The 20545-nt window shown below is 46.8% G+C and carries 15 protein-coding genes and 1 riboswitch; of the genes, 11 read left to right on the top strand and 4 right to left on the bottom strand.

The window, feature by feature from the left end; all coding sequences use genetic code 11:
• The first annotated feature begins 1 nt into the window (after window position 1).
• Window positions 2-955 carry a nucleotide-diphospho-sugar transferase gene (locus tag D0C36_RS11925; protein ID WP_117391856.1) on the top strand — a complete coding sequence of 318 codons (954 nt, stop codon included), beginning with the start codon at window positions 2-4 and terminating at the stop codon, window positions 953-955.
• Between the two features lie 41 nt (window positions 956-996).
• Here the strand turns inward: D0C36_RS11925 and D0C36_RS11920 are convergent, their stop codons facing one another.
• Window positions 997-1677: a porin family protein gene (locus D0C36_RS11920; protein WP_117391855.1), complete on the bottom strand. Its 681-nt coding sequence runs from the start codon at window positions 1675-1677 to the stop codon at window positions 997-999.
• Window positions 1678-1842: 165 nt separating this feature from the next.
• Here D0C36_RS11920 and D0C36_RS11915 point away from each other — a divergent pair, with 165 nt between their 5' ends.
• Window positions 1843-3555 (top strand): glycoside hydrolase family 3 protein, encoded by a 1713-nt coding sequence (locus tag D0C36_RS11915; RefSeq protein ID WP_117391854.1) that lies wholly within the window; start codon window positions 1843-1845, stop codon window positions 3553-3555.
• A gap of 42 nt (window positions 3556-3597) precedes the next feature.
• Here the strand turns inward: D0C36_RS11915 and D0C36_RS11910 are convergent, their stop codons facing one another.
• Window positions 3598-5178 carry a S41 family peptidase gene (locus D0C36_RS11910; RefSeq protein WP_117391853.1) on the bottom strand — a complete coding sequence of 527 codons (1581 nt, stop codon included), beginning with the start codon at window positions 5176-5178 and terminating at the stop codon, window positions 3598-3600.
• Window positions 5179-5479: 301 nt separating this feature from the next.
• On the opposite strand from D0C36_RS11910, the gene murQ reads away from it, so the two are divergent.
• From murQ to metF, 6 genes are all read left to right on the top strand, one after another.
• Window positions 5480-6289 carry an N-acetylmuramic acid 6-phosphate etherase gene (murQ, locus tag D0C36_RS11905; protein ID WP_117391852.1) on the top strand — a complete coding sequence of 270 codons (810 nt, stop codon included), beginning with the start codon at window positions 5480-5482 and terminating at the stop codon, window positions 6287-6289.
• A gap of 120 nt (window positions 6290-6409) precedes the next feature.
• Window positions 6410-6976 (top strand): hypothetical protein, encoded by a 567-nt coding sequence (locus tag D0C36_RS11900; protein ID WP_117391851.1) that lies wholly within the window; start codon window positions 6410-6412, stop codon window positions 6974-6976.
• 66 nt (window positions 6977-7042) lie between these two features.
• On the top strand, window positions 7043-7780 hold the full coding sequence (locus D0C36_RS11895; RefSeq protein WP_117391850.1) for a Bax inhibitor-1/YccA family protein: 738 nt from the start codon (window positions 7043-7045) through the stop codon (window positions 7778-7780).
• A gap of 460 nt (window positions 7781-8240) precedes the next feature.
• Window positions 8241-8353, top strand: a riboswitch (SAM riboswitch).
• Between the two features lie 133 nt (window positions 8354-8486).
• The gene (metH, locus tag D0C36_RS11890; protein WP_117392737.1) at window positions 8487-12188 is read left to right on the top strand and encodes a methionine synthase; all 3702 of its coding nucleotides are present in this window, start codon (window positions 8487-8489) and stop codon (window positions 12186-12188) included.
• Between the two features lie 54 nt (window positions 12189-12242).
• Entirely contained in the window at window positions 12243-12605 is a 363-nt protein-coding gene (locus tag D0C36_RS11885; RefSeq protein WP_117391849.1) for a four helix bundle protein, read from the top strand.
• Window positions 12606-12640: 35 nt separating this feature from the next.
• Window positions 12641-13597 carry a methylenetetrahydrofolate reductase [NAD(P)H] gene (gene metF / locus D0C36_RS11880; RefSeq protein ID WP_117391848.1) on the top strand — a complete coding sequence of 319 codons (957 nt, stop codon included), beginning with the start codon at window positions 12641-12643 and terminating at the stop codon, window positions 13595-13597.
• A gap of 171 nt (window positions 13598-13768) precedes the next feature.
• On the opposite strand, the gene D0C36_RS11875 is transcribed toward metF, so the two are convergent.
• Together D0C36_RS11875 and amaB are read right to left on the bottom strand one after the other, a co-directional pair.
• Window positions 13769-15415, bottom strand: a complete 1647-nt coding sequence (locus D0C36_RS11875; protein WP_117391847.1) for a S8 family serine peptidase — start codon at window positions 15413-15415, stop codon at window positions 13769-13771.
• 202 nt (window positions 15416-15617) lie between these two features.
• Window positions 15618-17147, bottom strand: coding sequence for an L-piperidine-6-carboxylate dehydrogenase (gene amaB / locus D0C36_RS11870; RefSeq protein WP_233524476.1), 1530 nt, complete (start codon window positions 17145-17147; stop codon window positions 15618-15620).
• A gap of 252 nt (window positions 17148-17399) precedes the next feature.
• Here amaB and D0C36_RS11865 point away from each other — a divergent pair, with 252 nt between their 5' ends.
• The 3 genes from D0C36_RS11865 to D0C36_RS11855 all read left to right on the top strand — a co-directional run bounded on the left by D0C36_RS11865 (window position 17400) and on the right by D0C36_RS11855 (window position 20541).
• The gene (locus tag D0C36_RS11865) at window positions 17400-18803 is read left to right on the top strand and encodes a tetratricopeptide repeat protein (protein WP_117391845.1); all 1404 of its coding nucleotides are present in this window, start codon (window positions 17400-17402) and stop codon (window positions 18801-18803) included.
• Between the two features lie 215 nt (window positions 18804-19018).
• A complete protein-coding gene (locus D0C36_RS11860) occupies window positions 19019-19291 on the top strand; it encodes a hypothetical protein (protein ID WP_117391844.1) in 273 nt (90 codons plus the stop codon).
• Window positions 19292-19716: 425 nt separating this feature from the next.
• On the top strand, window positions 19717-20541 hold the full coding sequence (locus D0C36_RS11855; RefSeq protein ID WP_117391843.1) for a sensor histidine kinase: 825 nt from the start codon (window positions 19717-19719) through the stop codon (window positions 20539-20541).
• Window positions 20542-20545 lie beyond the last annotated feature (4 nt).

Genomic DNA, 20545 nt, shown 5'->3' with positions numbered 1-20545 from the left:
AATGTACCAAACCCAATCGCCGGTATTATTTATTGTTTTTAACAGGCCCGATGTAACCGCACAGGTTTTTGAGCGCATTGCCGCTGCAAAGCCCCCGCGCCTTTACGTAGCAGCAGATGGCCCGCGTGCGGCTAAAGCCGGCGAAGCTGAACTTTGCGAGCAAACCCGCGCCATCATCAATAAGGTAAACTGGCCCTGCGAGGTGAAAACCCTGTACCGCGAGCAGAACATGGGCTGTAAAGAAGCCGTATCATCTGCCATTACCTGGTTTTTTGACAACGAGGAAGAGGGCATTGTGTTAGAGGATGATTGCCTGCCCGGTGATGGTTTCTTTGAGTTTATAGATGCCATGTTTGAGCGCTACCGCCATGATAGTCGCATAAGGCACATTGGCGGGGCTAACCTGCAGCATGGCCAAAAATGGGGCGATGCAAGCTATTACTACTCTAACCTTACCCATGTTTGGGGCTGGGGCGGGTGGCGCAGGGTATGGCAGCAGTACGATAAGGAACTTACACGCTACGAAGCCGATGAAGTAAGGCCCGAGCTGGAAAAGATCTTCACGGATCCATTTATGCTCGATTCATGGGAAGAGATCTTTAAACGTGTTAAAGCAGGCGAGATAGATACCTGGGACTACCAGTACACGTTCCTTAATTTTTTTAACAACAGCCTGTCTGTTATCCCAAATGTTAACCTGATCACTAACATTGGCTTTGGCGAAAACTCTACGCATACGCATGATGTTACCAATCGTAACGCCAACATCCCTTTGGGTAAACTTGGCAACATCGCACACCCAAAATATGTATTGCCCCAAAAGCAGGCCGATGAGGCTACGCTGATGCATGATTTTGCGGTAATTGAACGCCGCATAGCCCTGGCAAAATATAACCTTCGCCGCCGCCGCTTTAAGCGCTGGCTAAAAGGTCTGTTCAAAAAACAAGCGCCCTGAATTATCTTCAGGGCGCTTTGCTTTTATGTAATGGGCGGCTATTAGTTAAACTTAAACCCTAAGCCCAACTGGAAAACTTGGTTACGGTAATCGGGTATAAGGGAAGCGCCATCGGTACGGTTACGGCTAAGATCGATGTTGTAACGGCCGCGTAGCTCTACATTGCGGTTCAAATCAACACTTATGCCTATTACACCGGCAACAAAACTTTTATCGCCACGGTTATCATACTCGGTTTCTACCACGCGGTTAAAGCCATCATCATAAATATTTTTGGTTGATGTTTGGAAGGTAAGCTGCGGGCCTATCAGGAAGTTGAAACCCGGCACCACTTTAAACTTGGCTAACAACGGTATATCGATGTAATTGGTGCGTTGTTTAAAGTTACCATCAGTTGTCTCGGCCTGGTACCCTTTCTGCGAGAACAAGATCTCGGGCGCAAATGCAAATGAGTACGAGATAGGGATATTAGATGTTAACCCAACATGCCAGCCGGCAATAGTGCTGGTACTAAAATCGGCATTGTAAGAATCAACCGTGTTTGAAAAGTTGGCACCAACTGCTACACCAACCGTAGGGCGAAAATAATCGTTATAGCGTTGTTGCTGGTAACGCTGCGGCGGCACACGCCTCACCACCCGGCGGCGCGGTTGCGGGTAATACTGGGCACTTGCTTCGCCTGCCATAAAAAGGCATATCGCGATAAATAATAATTTTTTCATGGTTCAATATCTAAGTTTGCTCAGCCTTGCAGCACATGCCCAAGGCGCTAATTCTATGCTATAGAACGTAAAAGCATCAAAAGGTTTATTTGCATATTGGTTTATATTTTGCTTAAGTAAAAACCAATTAACCTTAATAAGTATTTAAGCTACATTTGAACTGTAATGATACCGAAACATATATCCGCCGTTATCCTCTCGCTTTTTATATCGTGCACGGCTTTTGCCCAGCGCCAAAGCTTTATTGAAACCGTTACCAAACAAAACCAATGGGTAGATTCGGTTTACCGCAAAATGAGCCGTAAGGAACGTATTGGGCAGCTGTTTTATGTGCGCGCCCATACCAACAAAGGCAAAGCCTATGAAGATTCTGTTGCCAAGGTGATAGAAGAAGAGCACATAGGCGGGCTGGTGTTTTTCCAGGGTGGGCCGGTGAGGCATGCCAACCTTATCAATAATTATCAGAAAGTTTCAAAAGTACCCTTGTTGATAGCTATGGATGGCGAGTGGGGGTTGGGCATGCGCCTTGATTCGTCGGTGTCTTACCCCTATCAAATGACTTTGGGTGCTATACAAGATAATAACCTCATCTACAAAATGGGGCAGATGGTGGCTTATGATTTTAAGCGCCTGGGCATGCATATCAACTTTGCGCCTGATATGGATATCAACAATAACCCCAACAACCCGGTAATCAACTACCGCTCGTTTGGCGATAATAAGTACAATGTGGCGCAAAAAGGTATCTCGTACTTTAAAGGGATGCAGGATGCAGGTGTTATTGTTTTCGCCAAGCATTTCCCCGGCCATGGCGATACCAATGTAGATTCGCACTTTGACCTGCCCCAACTACCCTTTACCCGAGGAAGGTTAGATTCACTGGAAGAATACCCTTTCCGCGAGGCCATTGCCGCGGGCGTAAGCGGAGTGATGATAGCGCATTTGAATATCCCATCATTAGATACCACCAAGAATTTGCCGTCAACTTTGTCGCGCCCTATCGTGACCGGCATCTTAAAAGACTCCTTAGGCTTTAAAGGCATCGTAGCATCTGATGCTATGGAGATGAAAGGCGTTACCAAATTTTTCCCAAAGGGAGAAGCCGACCTACGCGCTTTTTTGGCGGGTAATGATCTGATAGAACTTTCTGAGAACTCTGCCGTATCGGCCAAACTGATACTGAAAGCGATAAGAAGAGGGAAAATAACAAGGGAAGAGTTTGAGGCCAAAATAAAAAAGCTGCTTGCGGCCAAATACTGGGCAGGGCTTAACCAGTATAAACCAACAACGCCATACGGTATTTTAGGCGATATCAACCGCCCCGCATCGGCAGAGTTGATACAACAATTGTGCGATGCTGCCATCACGGTAGTAAAAGGCAACGCCACCACCCTGCGCCAGGATCCGTTGAAGAAAACAGCCATCATCAGTATTGGAGTGGACAGGCCTACCGTTTTTGAGACCGAGCTATCTAAATGGTACCCCAACAGTATGGTGTACCTGATAAACAAGAACACACCGCTTGCCCAAATACGCCAAATGCTGGCATCCCTCAAAAAGTTCGATCAGACGTTTGTGAGTATCCATGATACCCGCACCCGCCCGCAAAGCAAACTGGATTACAGCAGCGACGTTAAAATGTTAATTGCCGAGCTTGCCGCCAAACCAAACGTAGTGACCAGCGTATTTGCCAACCCCTATACCATTGCAGGTTTACCGGGCATTGAAAAAAGCGCAGGTTTGCTGGTAGGCTACCAGAAAGACGATGCCATGCAGCGCTCTGCCGTAAAAGTGATAACCGGGGTTATGAAACCATCAGGTAAACTGCCGGTAACCATTAACACCTTCTTTACCACTGGTATGGGGATGAGGTTTTAATAGGAAAGAGACGCAAGGTATTGCGTCTTTACGTAAAGCGTTTTACTGCTGTGCCGCGACCTTAAAGGTTGCATCACCCTCGTTTACCACCCTGAAATACGCGTTGTTGCCCCATTTTAAACGGGCAGCCGCAGCTTTTAACAGGTTTTTGATGGCGGGTTTTGATTGCACTAACTCACGCGGGTCTATCTTTTTGATGGTTTTATAGGCGTACAGTACAAAGCTTTTCAGCTCGTCATCGCTTACCTGGTATTGTTTAATGAAGTTATCCGCGGTAGCGTACTTGTTTAACACAGGCTGCAGGCGGTCTAAGGCGTAGGCGCTGAAGAGCATATTATCTGTAAGGTCGCCTACCAGTTGGGTGCTTTGGGTGGTATCGGCAGGTACAAAAACATCGGGCATAATACCACCACGGCTTAACACCTTCCGACCCTTTGCGGTATGGAAAACAGAAGCACCGGTAAACGCACTATCCGTTAAATTGCTGTCGATATTTAATAATTCACCCTTGCGGATGCGGTTTATCAACTCATTTCTGTAACTGGCAACACCATCTTTGTACGATTTCTGGATAGATCTGCCCGATGGTGTGTAATATCTTGCAACGGTTAGATTAATAGCTGTGCCATCACCAAACGGGAATTGCTGCTGCACCAAACCTTTACCAAACGAACGGCGGCCAACAATGGTTCCTCTGTCCAGATCCTGCATGGCACCTGCCAGTATCTCACTCGCCGAGGCTGAATACTCATCAATAATAATAGTGATCTTACCGTTCTGGTAACTGCCCGAGTCGGTGGCAAAATAATCGGTACGTGGCTCGTGGGTGCCTTTGGTGTATACGATGAGTTTGCCTTTGGGTAAAAATTCGTCGGCTAAAGCAGTTGCAGTGTTTAAGTAACCTCCACCGTTTCCGCGCAGATCGAGCACCAGTTTCTCCATGCCATCAACCTTAAGGTCGGTAAGGGCTTTCCTGAAATCAGCATCGGTTGAGGTGCCAAATTTGCTGATCTTGACGTAGCCAACGCCATCGGCAGCATAGGCAGCATCAATACTGCTCACGGTAACGCGGCCGCGTTTTATTTTAAGATCTTTGAGTTTTGGGTTATTATCCCTCTGAATGTTCAGGGTGATATAAGTATCCTTTTCCCCGCGGAAAAGCTTGCTGATGCGGGACGTTTTCAATTTAGTACCCGAGAACGGTGCATTATCCACTTTCACCACTTTATCGCCAACCATTACGCCTGCCTTTGCCGACGGGCCGCCGGCGGTTACCTGCGTAACTATCAGAGTATCGCGCAGCAACTGGTATTCCAGGCCAATGCCGTTAAAACCACCTTCCAGTTTCTCGTTAATATTGCGGGCTTGCTGGGCAGGCAGGTAAAGCGAATGCGGGTCCAGATTTTGCAGCAGGTCGTTAATGGTAACGCCTTCCATGCTGTCCACATCAACCGAATCTACGTACTGATTTTTCACCAGGTCGAGCACGCGGGTAATTTTGTCGTTGCCGTTTAATCCCATCCTGCGGCCGCCCAGGTTGCCATCGGTCAAAAAAACGCCAATAAAGGCGCCGATGAGTAAAAGTAAGATGGTCCGGAAGATGATACCCGCAGTGTGCTTCATTGAAATTTTAACACGCAAATCTAATAATTAGCCTCAATCAGCAATAATTTATCTACGCTTCTTTGCTTTAATGTTTTTTAATCAATTTTGTGGTGAAATTGTTGGGTGATTTAGCCGCATGTCGCATAGTTGACTCACCCGGCCTACGCTACGCTGGACCACCCTCTCTGCTGCAAGCAGCAAAGAGGGTAAGAAAAAAATGAGCTGCCCCTCTTTTCGCACAGCGAAGAGAGGGGTGACGAGCGCAAGCGATGTCGGGGTGAGTTGATATACGAGCGATAAAGGCACAAAACACATTACCATGGAAATAAGTACCGAGAGAGATTCAAAATATAACGGCCTGGAAAATATGTCTGTAGCGGAGCTGCTGCAGAACATAAACAACGAGGATAAAGCAGTTCCGCTGGCTGTTGAAAAAGCTTTGCCGCAGATAGAAAAGCTGGTAGAGATTGTTGCCGACCGAATGCAAAATGGTGGCCGCTTATTTTACATAGGGGCCGGTACCAGCGGCCGTTTGGGGGTTGTTGATGCGTCAGAGTGCCCGCCAACCTTTGGTGTACCGTTTGATTGGGTGGTTGGCATCATTGCTGGTGGCGATACCGCTATCCGCAAAGCGGTTGAATTTGCCGAGGACGACCGTGAACAGGCCTGGAAAGACCTGCAGGAGTTTGACATCAACAGTGGTGATGTGGTGGTAGGCATAGCGGCATCGGGCACTACACCTTATGTGATAGGTGGTTTGCAAACGGCCAATGCCAATGGCGTAGCAACAGGCTGCATTGTTTGTAACGCAGGCAGCCCCGTGGCAGCCGAGGCACAATACCCTGTTGAAGTAGTAACCGGCCCCGAGTTTGTTACCGGCAGCACACGCATGAAGGCGGGCACCGCGCAGAAGCTGGTATTGAATATGCTAAGTACCAGTGTAATGATAAAGCTGGGCCGCGTAAAAGGTAATAAAATGGTGGATATGCAGTTATCAAACAACAAACTTGTTCACCGTGGTACCCGCATGGTAATGGCCGAAACCGGCCTGACTGAAGCTGAAGCCGCCGCGCTTTTAAAACAGTACGGCAGCGTACGCAAAGCTGTTGACGCGCATAATAAAAAATAGATATGCATATGTGCAAATATGCATATGTGCAGATGAGAAAATAAAAATATAGCAATGAGATAATGATGTGTTGTGCTTCAATTTGCACATTTGCACATCTGAAATTTGCACATTGGAATAATGCACACTATAGAACCATATTACCGCTGGCGCGATGATTATATTGCCGCTGAAGACGAGAATTCGCCGTTCTACAACACGGAATACAGCGAGTTTGAGTTTGATAAGCAGGTGTACAATTACCTGCTGCACCCGCAATGGGATTCGTTTGGCTCAAACACGCTTTATCTGAAGATACTGTATGTAGATTATGACCGCGGATACAGCATCATCGAATTTATTGGCGAATGGAACGATGCTATAAACAACGATATCATGTTGATGAAACGCGAACTGTTCGATCTGATGGTTGACCAGGGCGTTAACAAATTTGTGCTTATAGGCGAGAACGTGCTCAACTTCCATTACTCTGATGATAGCTATTACGAAGAGTGGTTTCAGGAAGTAGAGGATGGCTGGATAGCCGGTATTAATTTCAGAGAGCATGTTATTGACGAGTTTAAGCGCAGCAACATCGACTATTACATTAACTTTGGCGGTGAGCTTGATGAGCTCAACTGGCGCTCGTTAAAACCCCTGCAGGTATTTAAAAAGGTAGAAGAGCAACTAACTAAGCGCTTAAATTAAACTTTAGCCCACAGTTGTAATCAAACAAAAAAGTATAAATTAGTACAATTAATTCATCAATTATAAATGGAAAGTAAATCAACCGAATACGTTTACGATAACGTTATCCAGATAGAAGATGCAGTAGCATCACGTAAATTTATCGCTAAAGTTTTTGCCTGGATGTTTGTGGCATTGGGCATATCTGCAACATGTGCGTTTTTATTTGCCGCCAGTCCGGAGCTGTCATCATTGCTTCGCGATAGCGTAACACACCAGAATACCATTTTTGGTACGGTAGCTATGTTTTTGCCATTGGTATTTGTGTTTATCTCAGGCGCTGTTTTTTCAAGGGGCAGCTACCTTGCTTTAGCATTGGTATTTATCGGGTTTTCGGCAGCAATGGGTATCAGCTTGAGTAACATATTTTTCTTTTACCCTATCACCACTATCAGCGGTGTATTTATCACGGCCTCGTTAGTGTTTGGTGCTATGGCCATTGGCGGTTACATTACCCATCAGGATCTGACCAAGTTTGGCGGTATCCTTACTATGTTACTAATAGGGGTGATCATTGCTTCGGTTATTAACCTGCTTATTTTCCGTAGCGGCACTATGGACCTTATCATTAGCTATGTAGGTGTTGCGGTATTTACCGGCCTTACTGCTTATGATGTTCAAAAGCTAAAACGCATTGGCGCAAGCGCCGAAGTTGACGGAGCTACCAAAAGCAAAGTATCATTAATGGGTGCTTTAACCCTTTACCTTGATTTTGTTAACCTTTTCCTGATGCTGCTGCGCATATTTGGTGGCAACAGAAGGTAATTGAAATAAAATTTATTTTGAGAAGCCGCCCTTATGGGCGGCTTTTTTTTGTTTCTCTACCCCTAATCGCGTCATTGCGAGCGATAGCGTGGCAATCCCCTATTTACAGAGCGGCTCTGTAAGTCGAGGATTGCCACGTCGGCTATGCCTCCTCGCAATGACGCGGTGGTAAAGCTCTCGCGTTAGGGGTAGCAGCGGATACCGGCCATTGCGGTTAAGGCCAGTGCAGTATGAGCGGATGACCCGCCCGCAGGGAACGCCCGCAATTTTACTCACCCCGACATCTCCGCCGCGGCGGATCGCCGACTCTCTCTCCGCAAGCGGAAAGAGGGAGAAGAATAAATTGAAAGATATCCCCCTCTTTGCGAAGCAGAGAGGGGTTAGGGGTGAGTCAAATCCAGGTTGTGAAATGCAACACGGTAACATTTGCACTTTACAACATTATTATTCATCTTTGCACTGCTTATGGAGAAAGACGGAGGGATTAGACCCTGCGATGTCTTAGCAACCTGTTACTTAACAAGGTGCTACATTCTACCCGGACAAAGCGAAACGCTCCGGGACAGATAAGTGAAAGTCAACATTAACACCCGACTTTTCGAGTAAGCTACATACAGTTTGCAGTTTTGAGTAAGCAGTTTGCAGGTTTCACTGTATCCGCTTGTTTGGCTGCCCACTGGTAACTGGCAATTGCCAACTGATACAAATGGACATTAGAAAAGAACTACAGAAACGCATCCTGGTGATTGATGGGGCGATGGGTACCATGATACAACGGTACGAACTAACGGAAGCTGATTTTCGTGGGGAGCGTTTTCGTGACCATCCATCCGACCTTAAGGGCAACAACGACCTGTTGAACCTTACCCGCCCGGATGTGATTAAAGCTATACACAAAGAGTACCTGGAAGCAGGTGCCGATATTATAGAGACCAATACCTTCAGTACCCAGCGTATTTCCCTGGCAGATTACCACATGGAAGAGCTGGGCTACGAGTTAAGCTACGAAGGTGCCCGCCTTGCCCGCGAGGCTGCTGATGAGTACACGGCCCTTACCCCTGACAAACCACGCTTTGTGGCCGGTGCTGTTGGCCCAACCAACCGTACAGCGTCACTATCGCCTGATGTGAACGACCCTGGTTACCGTGCTGTTACTTTTGATGATCTGGCCGAAGCTTACTATGAGCAGGTGCGCGGTTTGGTTGATGGTGGATCGGACGTGTTATTGGTGGAAACCATTTTTGATACGCTGAATGCTAAAGCGGCATTATTTGCCATAGACAGATATAAGCAGGAATGTTTGGCTGCAGGTAAAGATTACGCAGCATTCCGCCCTACTGGTGGTATCATGATATCCGGAACGATTACCGATGCGTCGGGCCGTACCCTATCTGGTCAAACGGTTGAGGCTTTCTGGAACTCGGTTAGTCATGCCAACTTATTATCGGTTGGTTTAAATTGTGCCTTGGGTGCCCGCGAAATGCGCCCGCACTTAGAGGAACTTTCAGACAAGGCTGGGGTATATATTTCTGCCTACCCCAACGCGGGTTTACCAAACGAATTTGGTGCTTACGACGAAACTCCGCACGAAACCGCACACCAGGTTGACGACTTTATAAAAGCCGGACTGGTGAACATTGTAGGTGGTTGTTGTGGTACCACGCCAGATCATATTAAATGTATTGCCGATAAAGCGGCCAAACACGGCCCGCGCCAGATTCCCGAGATCAAATCATATCTGCGCTTAAGCGGATTAGAATCGGTAACGCTTACGCCAGAGACCAACTTTGTAAACATTGGTGAGCGTACCAACATCACTGGTTCGCCAAAATTCTCTAAACTCATCCTTGCCGAAAATTATGAGGAAGCCCTTTCTGTTGCTTTGCAGCAGGTAGAAGGTGGTGCCCAGGTTATCGATATCAACATGGATGAGGGTATGATAGACTCTGAAGCTGTGATGGTGAAATTCCTTAACCTGGTTGCCAGCGAGCCGGATATTGCCAAATTGCCTGTGATGGTAGATTCATCAAAGTGGACGGTATTAGAGGCCGGCTTAAAGTGTTTGCAGGGGAAAGGTATCGTAAACTCTATCTCTCTTAAAGAAGGCGAGGAGAAGTTTAAAGAATATGCCCGCAAGATCTTAAGCTACGGTGCCGCTACGGTTGTAATGGCCTTTGACGAGACCGGCCAGGCCGATTCATTGGAACGCCGTAAAGAGATCTGTGAACGTAGCTACCGTATCCTGGTTGATGAGGTTGGTTTTCCGCCGCAGGATATCATTTTCGACCCTAACATCCTTACCGTTGCAACCGGTTTGGAAGAACATAATAACTACGCGGTAGACTTTATCGAGGCTACCCGCTGGATAAAACAGAACTTGCCGCATGCTAAGGTAAGCGGTGGGGTGAGTAACATTTCGTTCTCGTTCCGCGGTAATAACGTAGTGCGCGAGGCTATGCACTCGGCCTTCCTGTACCATGCTATTAGGGCTGGTTTGGATATGGGCATTGTAAACGCCGGTATGCTGGAAGTTTACGAAGAGATCCCTAAAGACCTGCTGGTACTGGTTGAGGATGTACTATTGAACCGCCGCCCCGATGCTACCGAGCGCCTGGTAGAGTTTGCTGATACCATCAAAAGCAAAGGTAAAGAAATAGTGCGCGATGAAGAGTGGCGTAAAGAAGATGTGGAGAAGCGCCTGTCGCACTCATTGGTGAAAGGTATTGTAGAATACCTTGATGCCGACGTGGAAGAGGCCCGCCAGAAATATGCCCGTCCGCTTGAGGTAATTGAAGGCCCGCTGATGGATGGCATGAACATCGTAGGCGACCTGTTTGGTGCCGGTAAAATGTTTTTGCCGCAGGTGGTAAAATCGGCCCGTGTAATGAAAAAGGCGGTGGCTTACCTGCTGCCATTTATCGAGGCCGAGAAAGCGAATAATCCTGATGCTTCTGCAAAAAGCAGCGCAGGCAAGATCCTGATGGCTACCGTAAAAGGAGACGTACACGATATTGGTAAAAACATCGTTGGCGTGGTACTGGCCTGTAACAACTTCGAGATCATTGATCTCGGGGTGATGGTACCGGCCCAAAAAATTATTGAAGAAGCTAAAAAGCAGGAAGTAGATATCATTGGCCTCAGCGGTTTGATCACCCCATCGTTAGATGAGATGGTGCATTTTGCCAAGGAGATGGAGCGCGAAGGTTTTACTATTCCGTTGATATTGGGTGGGGCGACCACATCACGCATTCACGCAGCAGTTAAAGTTGCCCCGCATTACTCTGGTGCTGCTATCCACGTGCTGGATGCATCGCGCAGCGTAACCGTTTGTAGCAGCCTGATGAATAAAGATGCCCGCGATGGCTACATTCAGGGGATTAAAGATGAGTACGCCAAAGCCCGCGAAGCCCATGCCAACAAGAAAAGCGACAAGCGTTTTGTGACCATTGAGCAGGCCCGCGAGGAGAAATTTCAGATAGATGTGAATGCTGTTGCCCCTGCGCCAACGTTTACCGGTACAAAAGTATTTGAATCGTTCCCGTTAGAGGATTTGTTGCCTTATATCGATTGGACACCGTTTTTCCATACCTGGGAGTTACGCGGCAGCTACCCACGCATATTTGAGGATAAATTTGTGGGCGACGAAGCCAAAAAGCTTTTTGACGATGCACAGGCATTGTTGAAGAAGATAGTAGATGAGAAATTGCTTCGTGCGGATGGTGTTATCGGTTTCTGGCCGGCTAATAGTGTGGGGGACGATATTGAGATCTACACCGATGAGACTCGTCAGCATTTGTTAACGCGCATTCATACCCTTCGCCAGCAAAACGAGAAAGTTAAAGGCGAGCCATATTATGCCCTGTCGGATTTCATCGCACCAAAAGAAAGCGGTGTGGCCGATTATTGGGGTGGCTTTGCGGTAACTGCAGGCTTGGGTTGTGATGAACTGGTTGCCGAGTTTGAACGCGACCATGACGATTACAACAGCATTATGGCTAAAGCCCTTGCTGACCGTTTGGCTGAAGCCTTTGCCGAGAAAATGCACGAACTGGTACGTAAAGAATACTGGGGCTATGCCAAAACCGAGGAGCTAAGCAATACCGATCTGATCAAAGAAGAGTACCAGGGTATCCGCCCGGCACCGGGTTACCCCGCCTGCCCGGACCATACCGAGAAAACTACTTTATTTGAGATCCTGAAAGCAGAAGACAACGCCCACATGCAACTGACCGAGAGCCTGGCCATGACGCCGGCTGCATCAGTAAGCGGGTTCTATTTCGCGCACCCGCAATCGAGGTACTTTGGTTTGAATAAAATAAGCAAAGATCAGATAGAGGATTATGCAGTGAGAAAGAATATGAGCGTGGAGACCGTAGAACGCTGGCTGGGGCCGAACTTGAATTATTAATAGGGTGCGGGATGCCAGAGCGGGGAGCGGGAGATATGTAGATAAATAGTTAAAATGAATTATACTGATTTAGAAGCTTGGAAGGAAGCTCGTGTTTTAGTTAGGATGGTTTATGATCATATTGCGTCTTTTCCAAAAGAAGAGATATATGGGTTGCAATCACAAATTAAAAGATCGGTAATTTCTATCCCGTCCAATATAGCAGAAGGTTGTGGTAGAAGTCATCCCAAAGATTCGATGCGGTTCTTTTTTATTGCAAGAGGATCGGCTTATGAATTGGAAACTCAACTCTATCTTTCTTATGATTTGAATTTTATTGACGATACTACACTTAAAGAACTTTTAGATAAACTCGTGAGGGTTAGGAAACTGTTGGCTGGCTTGATCAATCATCAAAAAGCACAGATAAAAGATTAGTCCCACACTCACCACCCACACTCGCACTCAAATACATGAAGATAACCGAACACATCCAGAACGCTAACGGCAAGACCTTATTCTCTTTTGAACTGATACCGCCATTAAAAGGCCACAGTATACAGGGCATTTATGACGCTATTGACCCACTGATGGAGTTTAAACCGCCTTTTATAGATGTGACCTCGTTGCGTGAGGATTTTATTTATAAAGAGCAGGAGAACGGTTTGCTGCAGAAACTGGCTTACCGTAAACGCCCGGGCACTATTGCCATCTGCGCTGCTATCATGAACAAGTATAAGGTAGATACCGTGCCGCACCTGCTGTGTGGTGGCTTTACCAAAGACGAGACCGAGAACGGCCTCATCGACCTGCATTTTTTGGGTATTGAGAACGTACTGGTGCTGCGCGGTGATGCACGCAAAGGCGATTCGTCATTTGTTCCCACACCTAATGGCCATTGCTATGCTACCGACTTGTTGCAACAGGTATCGAACATGAACAATGGTGTTTATCTGCACGAGCATTATGATAACATGCTGCGTACCGATTTCTGTATCGGTGTTGCCGGTTATCCCGAGAAACACTTTGAGGCACCAAATCTCAAAACCGATTTCAAATACCTGAAGCAAAAGGTAGACATGGGCGCTAAGTTCATTGTGACGCAGATGTTCTTTGATAACCAAAAGTATTTCGATTTTGTGAACGGTTGCCGTGCGGCGGGTATCAATGTGCCAATCATCCCGGGATTAAAACCTATCACGGCTTCTAAGCAATTGATATCATTGGCCAAAACATTCCATATAGATATTCCAGAAGATCTGTCTGATGCGATACATGAGGCTAAATCAGAAAAAGACGTAAAAGATATCGGTATCGAGTGGATGATCAACCAGTGTAAAGAGCTGGTGAAGTTCGGTGCACCGGTACTACACTTCTATACCATGGGTAACCCCGGCCCAACAAAGAGAATAGCTGAGGCGATATTTTAGGAAACGCGCCCGTCATTGCGAGGAGCGTCAGCGACGTGGCAATCCCCGACTTACAGGGCCGCTCTGCATATCGGGGATTGCCACGCTATCGCTCGCAATGACGTACTTTGATATAAAACAAGAAAAGGCCCGACTAACCAGTCGGGCCTTTTCTTTTCGAAGAAATATTTATTATATCCCTGCTTCCGGTTTCATTTTTGAAGCAGCAACTAAAGCTTTGTAGGCATTTACAATACCACCTGTTTTTGACAGGGTGGTGAAATCAACTTTTTCGGTTTTGCTGCCAGGTTTAAGCACCATAACACCGGTTAGCGGTGTAGCCGATTCCATGATAGCCTGTTTCAGTTGTTTTGCGCTAAGGTTTGGATAATACTCCAATATCAGCGCTGCAACACCCGCAGTTATCGGCGAAGCAAAGCTGGTGCCATCGGCAGTGTTAAATTCAGCATCCATGTTTACTGAGGTTACTTTAACACCCGGTGCAAACACATCCACAGTTTTTTTACCATAGTTACTGAACGAGCCGGCCAGTTCTGCATCTTTCTTAGCGGCAGAAGCACCAACGCTGATCACATTATCCAGGTCGGTTACTGAACCGTCCTCAAAAGTATCATTAGGGAACTGTGGTTTCACATCCACATCCTGGTTATCGTTACCTGATGCCTGTACCAGCAATACATTTTTATCGGCAGCATATTTAAAGGCAGCATCAACCCATGCTTTGTGCGGAGATAGTTTTTTACCAAAGCTCATGTTAATGATCTTAGCGCCGTTATCCACCGCGTAGCGGATAGCGTTGGCAATGTCTTTATCGTACTCGTCGCCGTTTGGTACGGCTTTGATAGCCATAATACGAACGTTATCGGCCACACCATCAATACCATACTTGTTGTTGCGTACAGCGCCTATTAAACCTGCTACGCCTGTTCCGTGCTCGGCATCAGCAAATTTAAGTATGTTATTGCCGTAAGGTTTGCCATCTTGCACGTTAGGGTCATCGCCTACAATACGTGCGCGGGCTTCCAGGTCGGGGTTAACATCGTTGTTCAGTTTTTGCAGGTATTCGCTCAAATCGTTAATGATCTTGGCGTTGGTCTCGTTGCCACCTTCCTGCTCAAATACCGATAGCCAAACGTTTTTGCTTTGCGCTACGGTATCGTTTGTAGTGGTAAGCTTAGCCAGATCTGCTTTTTTGAAGGTGCCGTCAGATTTTAATTTCAATGCACGTTTTACGTAGCCGCTGCTTGCCATCAAAGCATTCAGGATAGGCTGTAATTGCTGCAACTCGCCGGATGATTTGGTAACCGTTTCATTATGGGTAAGCTTCACTTTTTCCCAGTAAGCAAACTCTTTTTCGCTGCCTGCAGGGGCGGCGGTAAGGTTTTCGTATTTGCCTTTCAGGCGATTATACTCGCGTACCTCTTCGGTGGTTTCGGTGAAATCACATTTACCGCCCGGGCCACCCAGGAAATCCCAGCCGTGTACATCATCAATGTAACCGTTCTTATCATCATCAATGCCGTTGCCCGGTATCTCTTTGGTGTTTACCCAAAGCACAGGTTTAAGATCGGCCTGCGCGGTATCAATGCCGCTATCAATAGTTGCAATAACAACTGTTTTGCTTTTTTTGCCTTTAACAAACTGGTAGGCCTGGTTTAGGCTGATACCAAAGTAGCCATCGGTCTTAAGATCCATCAGGTGCCAGCTTTTTGGCAGCTCTGCCGCCGGTTTTGGGGCAACCTGTGCATTTGCGTTAAGGTTTATCAGGAGAGCGGCGCCTACTAACGCGCCGGTAATAGTTTTGCAGATTTGGTGCATATTAAAAATTGATCGTTTTATACTTTTTAATTCATTGCCGTAGACTTCAGTCGACGGCCTTTCAAATCAAACCAATGGCTTCAGCCTAAATCATTCGGCTAAAGCCATTAATGTTTAATCCTTCATCCCGTCCCATAAATGGGGACGGCAATGATATTGATTTATTTAGCTTCATTGCCGTTGGCTTTAGCCGACGGATAAATTACAGGTCGAATTTAATGCCCTGCGCTAAAGGCAACGTTTTAGAATAGTTTATAGTATTGGTTTGCCTGCGCATATACACTTTCCAGGCATCAGAACCACTCTCGCGGCCGCCGCCTGTTTCTTTCTCGCCCCCAAAGGCGCCACCAATCTCTGCACCCGATGTGCCTATGTTAACGTTGGCAATCCCACAGTCAGAACCCGCTGCTGAGAGGAATTTCTCCGCATCGCGCAGGCTGTTGGTCATAATAGCAGATGATAAACCTTGCGGTACACCGTTCTGCAGCTCTATAGCCTCATCAATATCCGAGTATTTTATCAAATACAAAATAGGCGCAAATGTTTCATGCTGCACTATTTTATAATGATTTTCAACCTCGGCAATGCAAGGTTTTACATAACAGCCGGATGCATAAGCTTCGCCCTCTAACTTGCCACCTTCAACCGCAAAACGGCCACCTTCGGCTTTACATTTCTCTATCGAATCCAGGTAAGCAGCTACTGCATCGGTATCAATCAGCGGACCCATGTGGTTGTTCTCATCCAACGGGTTGCCAATTTTTATCTGGCCGTAAGCATTTACAAGTTTCTGTTTAAAGGCATCATAAACACTATCGTGGATGATCAATCTACGCGTGCTGGTACATCGCTGACCGGCAGTACCCACCGCACCAAACACAGCACCAATAAGGGCCATATCCAGGTCGGCATTTTCGGTTATGATGATAGCGTTGTTGCCGCCAAGCTCAAGCAGGCTTTTGCCCAGGCGCGCGCCAACCGCCGCCGAAACCGCTTTACCCATGCGGGTAGATCCGGTAGCCGATACCAGCGGAATGCGGGTATCATGGCTCATCAGCTCGCCAATGTTGCGGTCACCAATAACCAGGCAGCTTACGCCTTCATCAACATTGTTGGTCTTAAATACTTCCTGTACTATGCGCTGGCAGGCAATGGCCGTTAATGGTGTTTTTTCTGATGGTTTCCAAACGCAAACATCACCGCAAACCCAGGCCAGCATGGCATTCCAACTCCAAACGGCAACAGGGAAATTAAAGGCCGATATAATGCCCACTACACCCAGCGGGTGGTATTGCTCATACATGCGATGGCTTGGGCGTTCGCTGTGCATGGTTAAACCATACAACTGGCGACTTAAGCCTACTGCAAAATCGCAGATATCTATCATCTCCTGCACCTCGCCGTAGCCTTCCTGCAGGCTTTTGCCCATCTCATAAGATACAAGGGTGCCCAGTTGCTGTTTGTTGGCACGCAGTTGCTCGCCTATCTGGCGCACTATTTCACCACGTTTTGGAGCAGGTATCTGTCGCCAGGTTTTAAATGCTTTGGTGGCGGTATCAATCACCTGGTTATACTCATCTGCGGTAGCAAATGTAACGGCAGCTATCTTTTTACCGTCAACAGGTGAGTGGATGTCATGTACGGTGCCGCCGGTGGTGTTACCCCAATTGTTTCCTGTACTAAATGAGGGGTTTATGTCGTTAATATGTAAATGCTCGAGAATATCTTTCATGGGTAGGCTCATAATTGGTATTTTTGTAAAGTTAGGAAAATCTTTCAAGGGCAATCACAACACTCATCTGTTGCCGGCACAAACGCTTTGTATTTATCAATCAGGCACTTGTATTAACAGCTGTTAATAATGTTTGTATGTTGAAAACTTAATTGCCATTGAGAGGCTTAATATTGTAATTTAAACTTGTGTTTAACCGGATGAGGCCGACGCCTGTACCGGTAAAAATAGTGTTCTCTTAAATAAACTTGAATGGAAGAAGAATTTGAATTTGGTTTCACCGAAGACCCAAAGTTTTCTGTGGAGCGGTACGAAGAGATGATTCGAAATCATGATCAGTACTTTTTTGATGCCCAGGCATTTGAGAACATTATCGACTACTACATAGAGAAAAACGACCCCGCCAAGGCGCTGCAGGTATCAGAGTATGCCCGCAACCAGCACCCGTTTGCTACTGTATTTCTGGTAAAACAAGCCCAGCTTTTAGTGGTGATGAACCGCCCTGATGAGGCATTTGCCGCATTGGATAAAGCCGCTATGCTTGAGGCCAGCGATGCCGACATCTACATTATAAGGGGTAACCTTTATGAGAGTATGGAACGGAATGCCGAGGCGCTGGAGAACTATGAGAAGGCGCTTGATCTGGCCGAGGAAACAGACGAGATATTACTGCACATGGCCTACGTTCACCAAAACATGGGCGACTATGATACTGCCATTACCTATCTTAAGCTTTGCCTTAAGCAGAATATGGAAAACCAGGATGCGCTTTACGAACTGGCTTTCTGTTACGATGTAATGGACAACCAGGAAGAAAGCGTGCAGTTTTATCAGCAATACATCGATAATGAACCGTATAGCTATGCGGCATGGTATAACCTGGGCAACGCGTTCACCAAGCTTAGCTTGTTTGAAAAAGCTATAGATGCTTATGATTATGCTATCCTGATAAAAGACAGCTTTGCATCTGCCTATTTTAACAAGGGTAACGCTTTGGTTAACCTGGAGAAATATGCTGAGGCGATAGAAGTTTACCGCCAGACCTTTGAGTACGAGCAGCCTAATGCCGATACCTATTGCGCTATTGGCGAATGCTACGAGAAACTGGAGCAGATGGACGAGGCGCGCTCGTTCTACAAAAAATCGGTTAAGATGGATGCTAAACTGGCCGATGCATGGTTTGGTATTGGTGTTACGCTCGATTTTGAAGAACGTTACTTTGAGGCCCTGCACTTCTACAAAAAAGCGCTGGACCTGGATATTGCCAATGCCGACTACTGGTTTGCCATTGCCGATGCCGAGTACAAACTGGGCCATCTTGTAGAGGCCGAGCATGCCTACGAAAAAGTGGTTGAACTGAACCCGCTTGATGTGGATGCATGGCTGGATTATTCATCTATCATGTACGAGCAGGAGCGTTTGTTGGATGCCATTGAGGTGATCTCAGAAGCTATCAAAAACAACCCCGACGCAGCAGAGCTTTACTACCGTATGGTAGCCTACCTGTTTGCCAAAGGCGAGTACAACGAAGCGCTTAACCAACTGGAGATGGCCCTGGCCGCCGATCCGGAGAAACGTTACATTTTGTTCGATTACCTGCCGCAGTTGCAGGAAAACAAGGTGATCATTGATATTATTAATCGCTATACGCGATAGTGATCAGAGAGCAGAGGTTAGAGATCAGGAAACCAATAACCAATTATACTCGATCGAATGAAGCCGGACTGTTAAGCCCGGCTTTTTTTGTGCCGTAAAAGGTAATTCCCTCCCTGCATTTGCGCCTGGTCTGCCGCACCCCTCCCCAAGGAGGGAATCGAAACTGTTTCAAAACATCCTCACCAACCTCTTGTTGTTCATAAAACGCATCGCTTATGAACACACCCAATAACCCTACGCCCGGCAACAACTCTCCGCAGGAAGACCCAAAAACCGACCCAAAAGTAAACCAGGCAGAGCAGGAAGTGATCACCAACGCCGATGAGGCCGACCATGTGACCAATAAAGATGGCGCTGTGGCCGATACAGGTGCCATTGAATCTGACCTGAGCGAAAGCGAACCGGATACAGCCTTAAATGCCGATAACCATATCACTAATGACGATGGCAAATCAGACACGACATTAGATAAGGAAGATATTTTTTAATTTACGGAGAGAGTAGCTCCTACGGAGCATAACCCCTCTTTGCTTATCATCTACAAAGCGGTAGCCCCTACGGGACATTGCCTTTACTATTCAATTTTAGCTCATACATTGCTCAAACTTTTTTGTGCCCCGTAGGGGCTACCGCTTTGTAGAAAAGTTCCATCATTATGCCTTTGCTCTGTAAGAGCTACTTTTTGCGATGATGGTCAACATTACCGCGTTTATAGACCTTGTTCCAAATATCTGTGCCCCGTAGGGGCTGCCGCTTTGTAGAAAGTTCGATTGGCATTTTTTTGCTCCGTAGGAGCTACCCTTTTGCGAGATGATACTTCGCCCTATAAATACCCTGTTCACGGTATATACATCACCGGCATGTCCCCGTATTTTTATACAGCCTTAACCGGATTTTCATAAGGCGCCCAAACATGACCTTTACAAGTATTGCACTTATTTGCCAGGCCGATGAATTTTTCGATATCCGTAACCCTTCCATTTTGTTGTTGGTTGGTTTTCTCATATTAATTTCTGCTATATTTATTGTTAGTTACCAGGCACATAACCTAAAGCGGTTAAAATATACAACCGGTTTGCAAGCGCAGATCATTAAGCAGCAAAGCCAGAACGCAAAGGGTATTATTACTGCCGATGAGCGCGAACGCCAGCGCATTGCCGGCGACCTGCATGATGGTGTTGGCCAGCTATTATCTGCCACTCGCATGAACCTGGATACGCTTTTTGAACGACTGAAACTAACCGACCCCGAAAACAGCGAACTGGCCGATAAGGCCATGGCCATGGTTGATGAGAGCTGCCGCGAGGTGCGCACCATTGCTCACCAGATGATGCCCGATGTGTTGCTTAAGGCCGGACTGGCGTTTGCCCTGCGCGATTTTGTGAACAAGATAAGTTCTGACAGGCTGAAGGTATCATTAGAGGTCTCAGGGTTGGAGAACCGCCTGCAGAACAATGTTGAATTGGTACTTTACCGCGTGATACAGGAGACGGTGAACAATGTACTTAAGCATGCCAATGCATCATCGTTGGATATACAGCTAATGAGGGACGAGGGGGAAGTATCAATAACTATTGAGGATAATGGCAGGGGCTTTAGCACCGCAGAAAAAGAGCAGTTTGAAGGCATCGGCCTGAAAAATATTGTTACCCGGGTAACCTATTTGAAAGGAACGGTTGATATTTCATCGTCGCCGGGAAAAGGTACCTTAGTGGCTATTTTAATACCTATACTTTGATCAC

Origin of the sequence: Mucilaginibacter conchicola (assembly GCF_003432115.1) — a bacterium.
In the GTDB taxonomy this organism is placed as follows: Bacteria; Bacteroidota; Bacteroidia; order Sphingobacteriales; family Sphingobacteriaceae; genus Mucilaginibacter; species Mucilaginibacter conchicola.
This window is presented reverse-complemented; position numbering and strand designations above follow the sequence as displayed.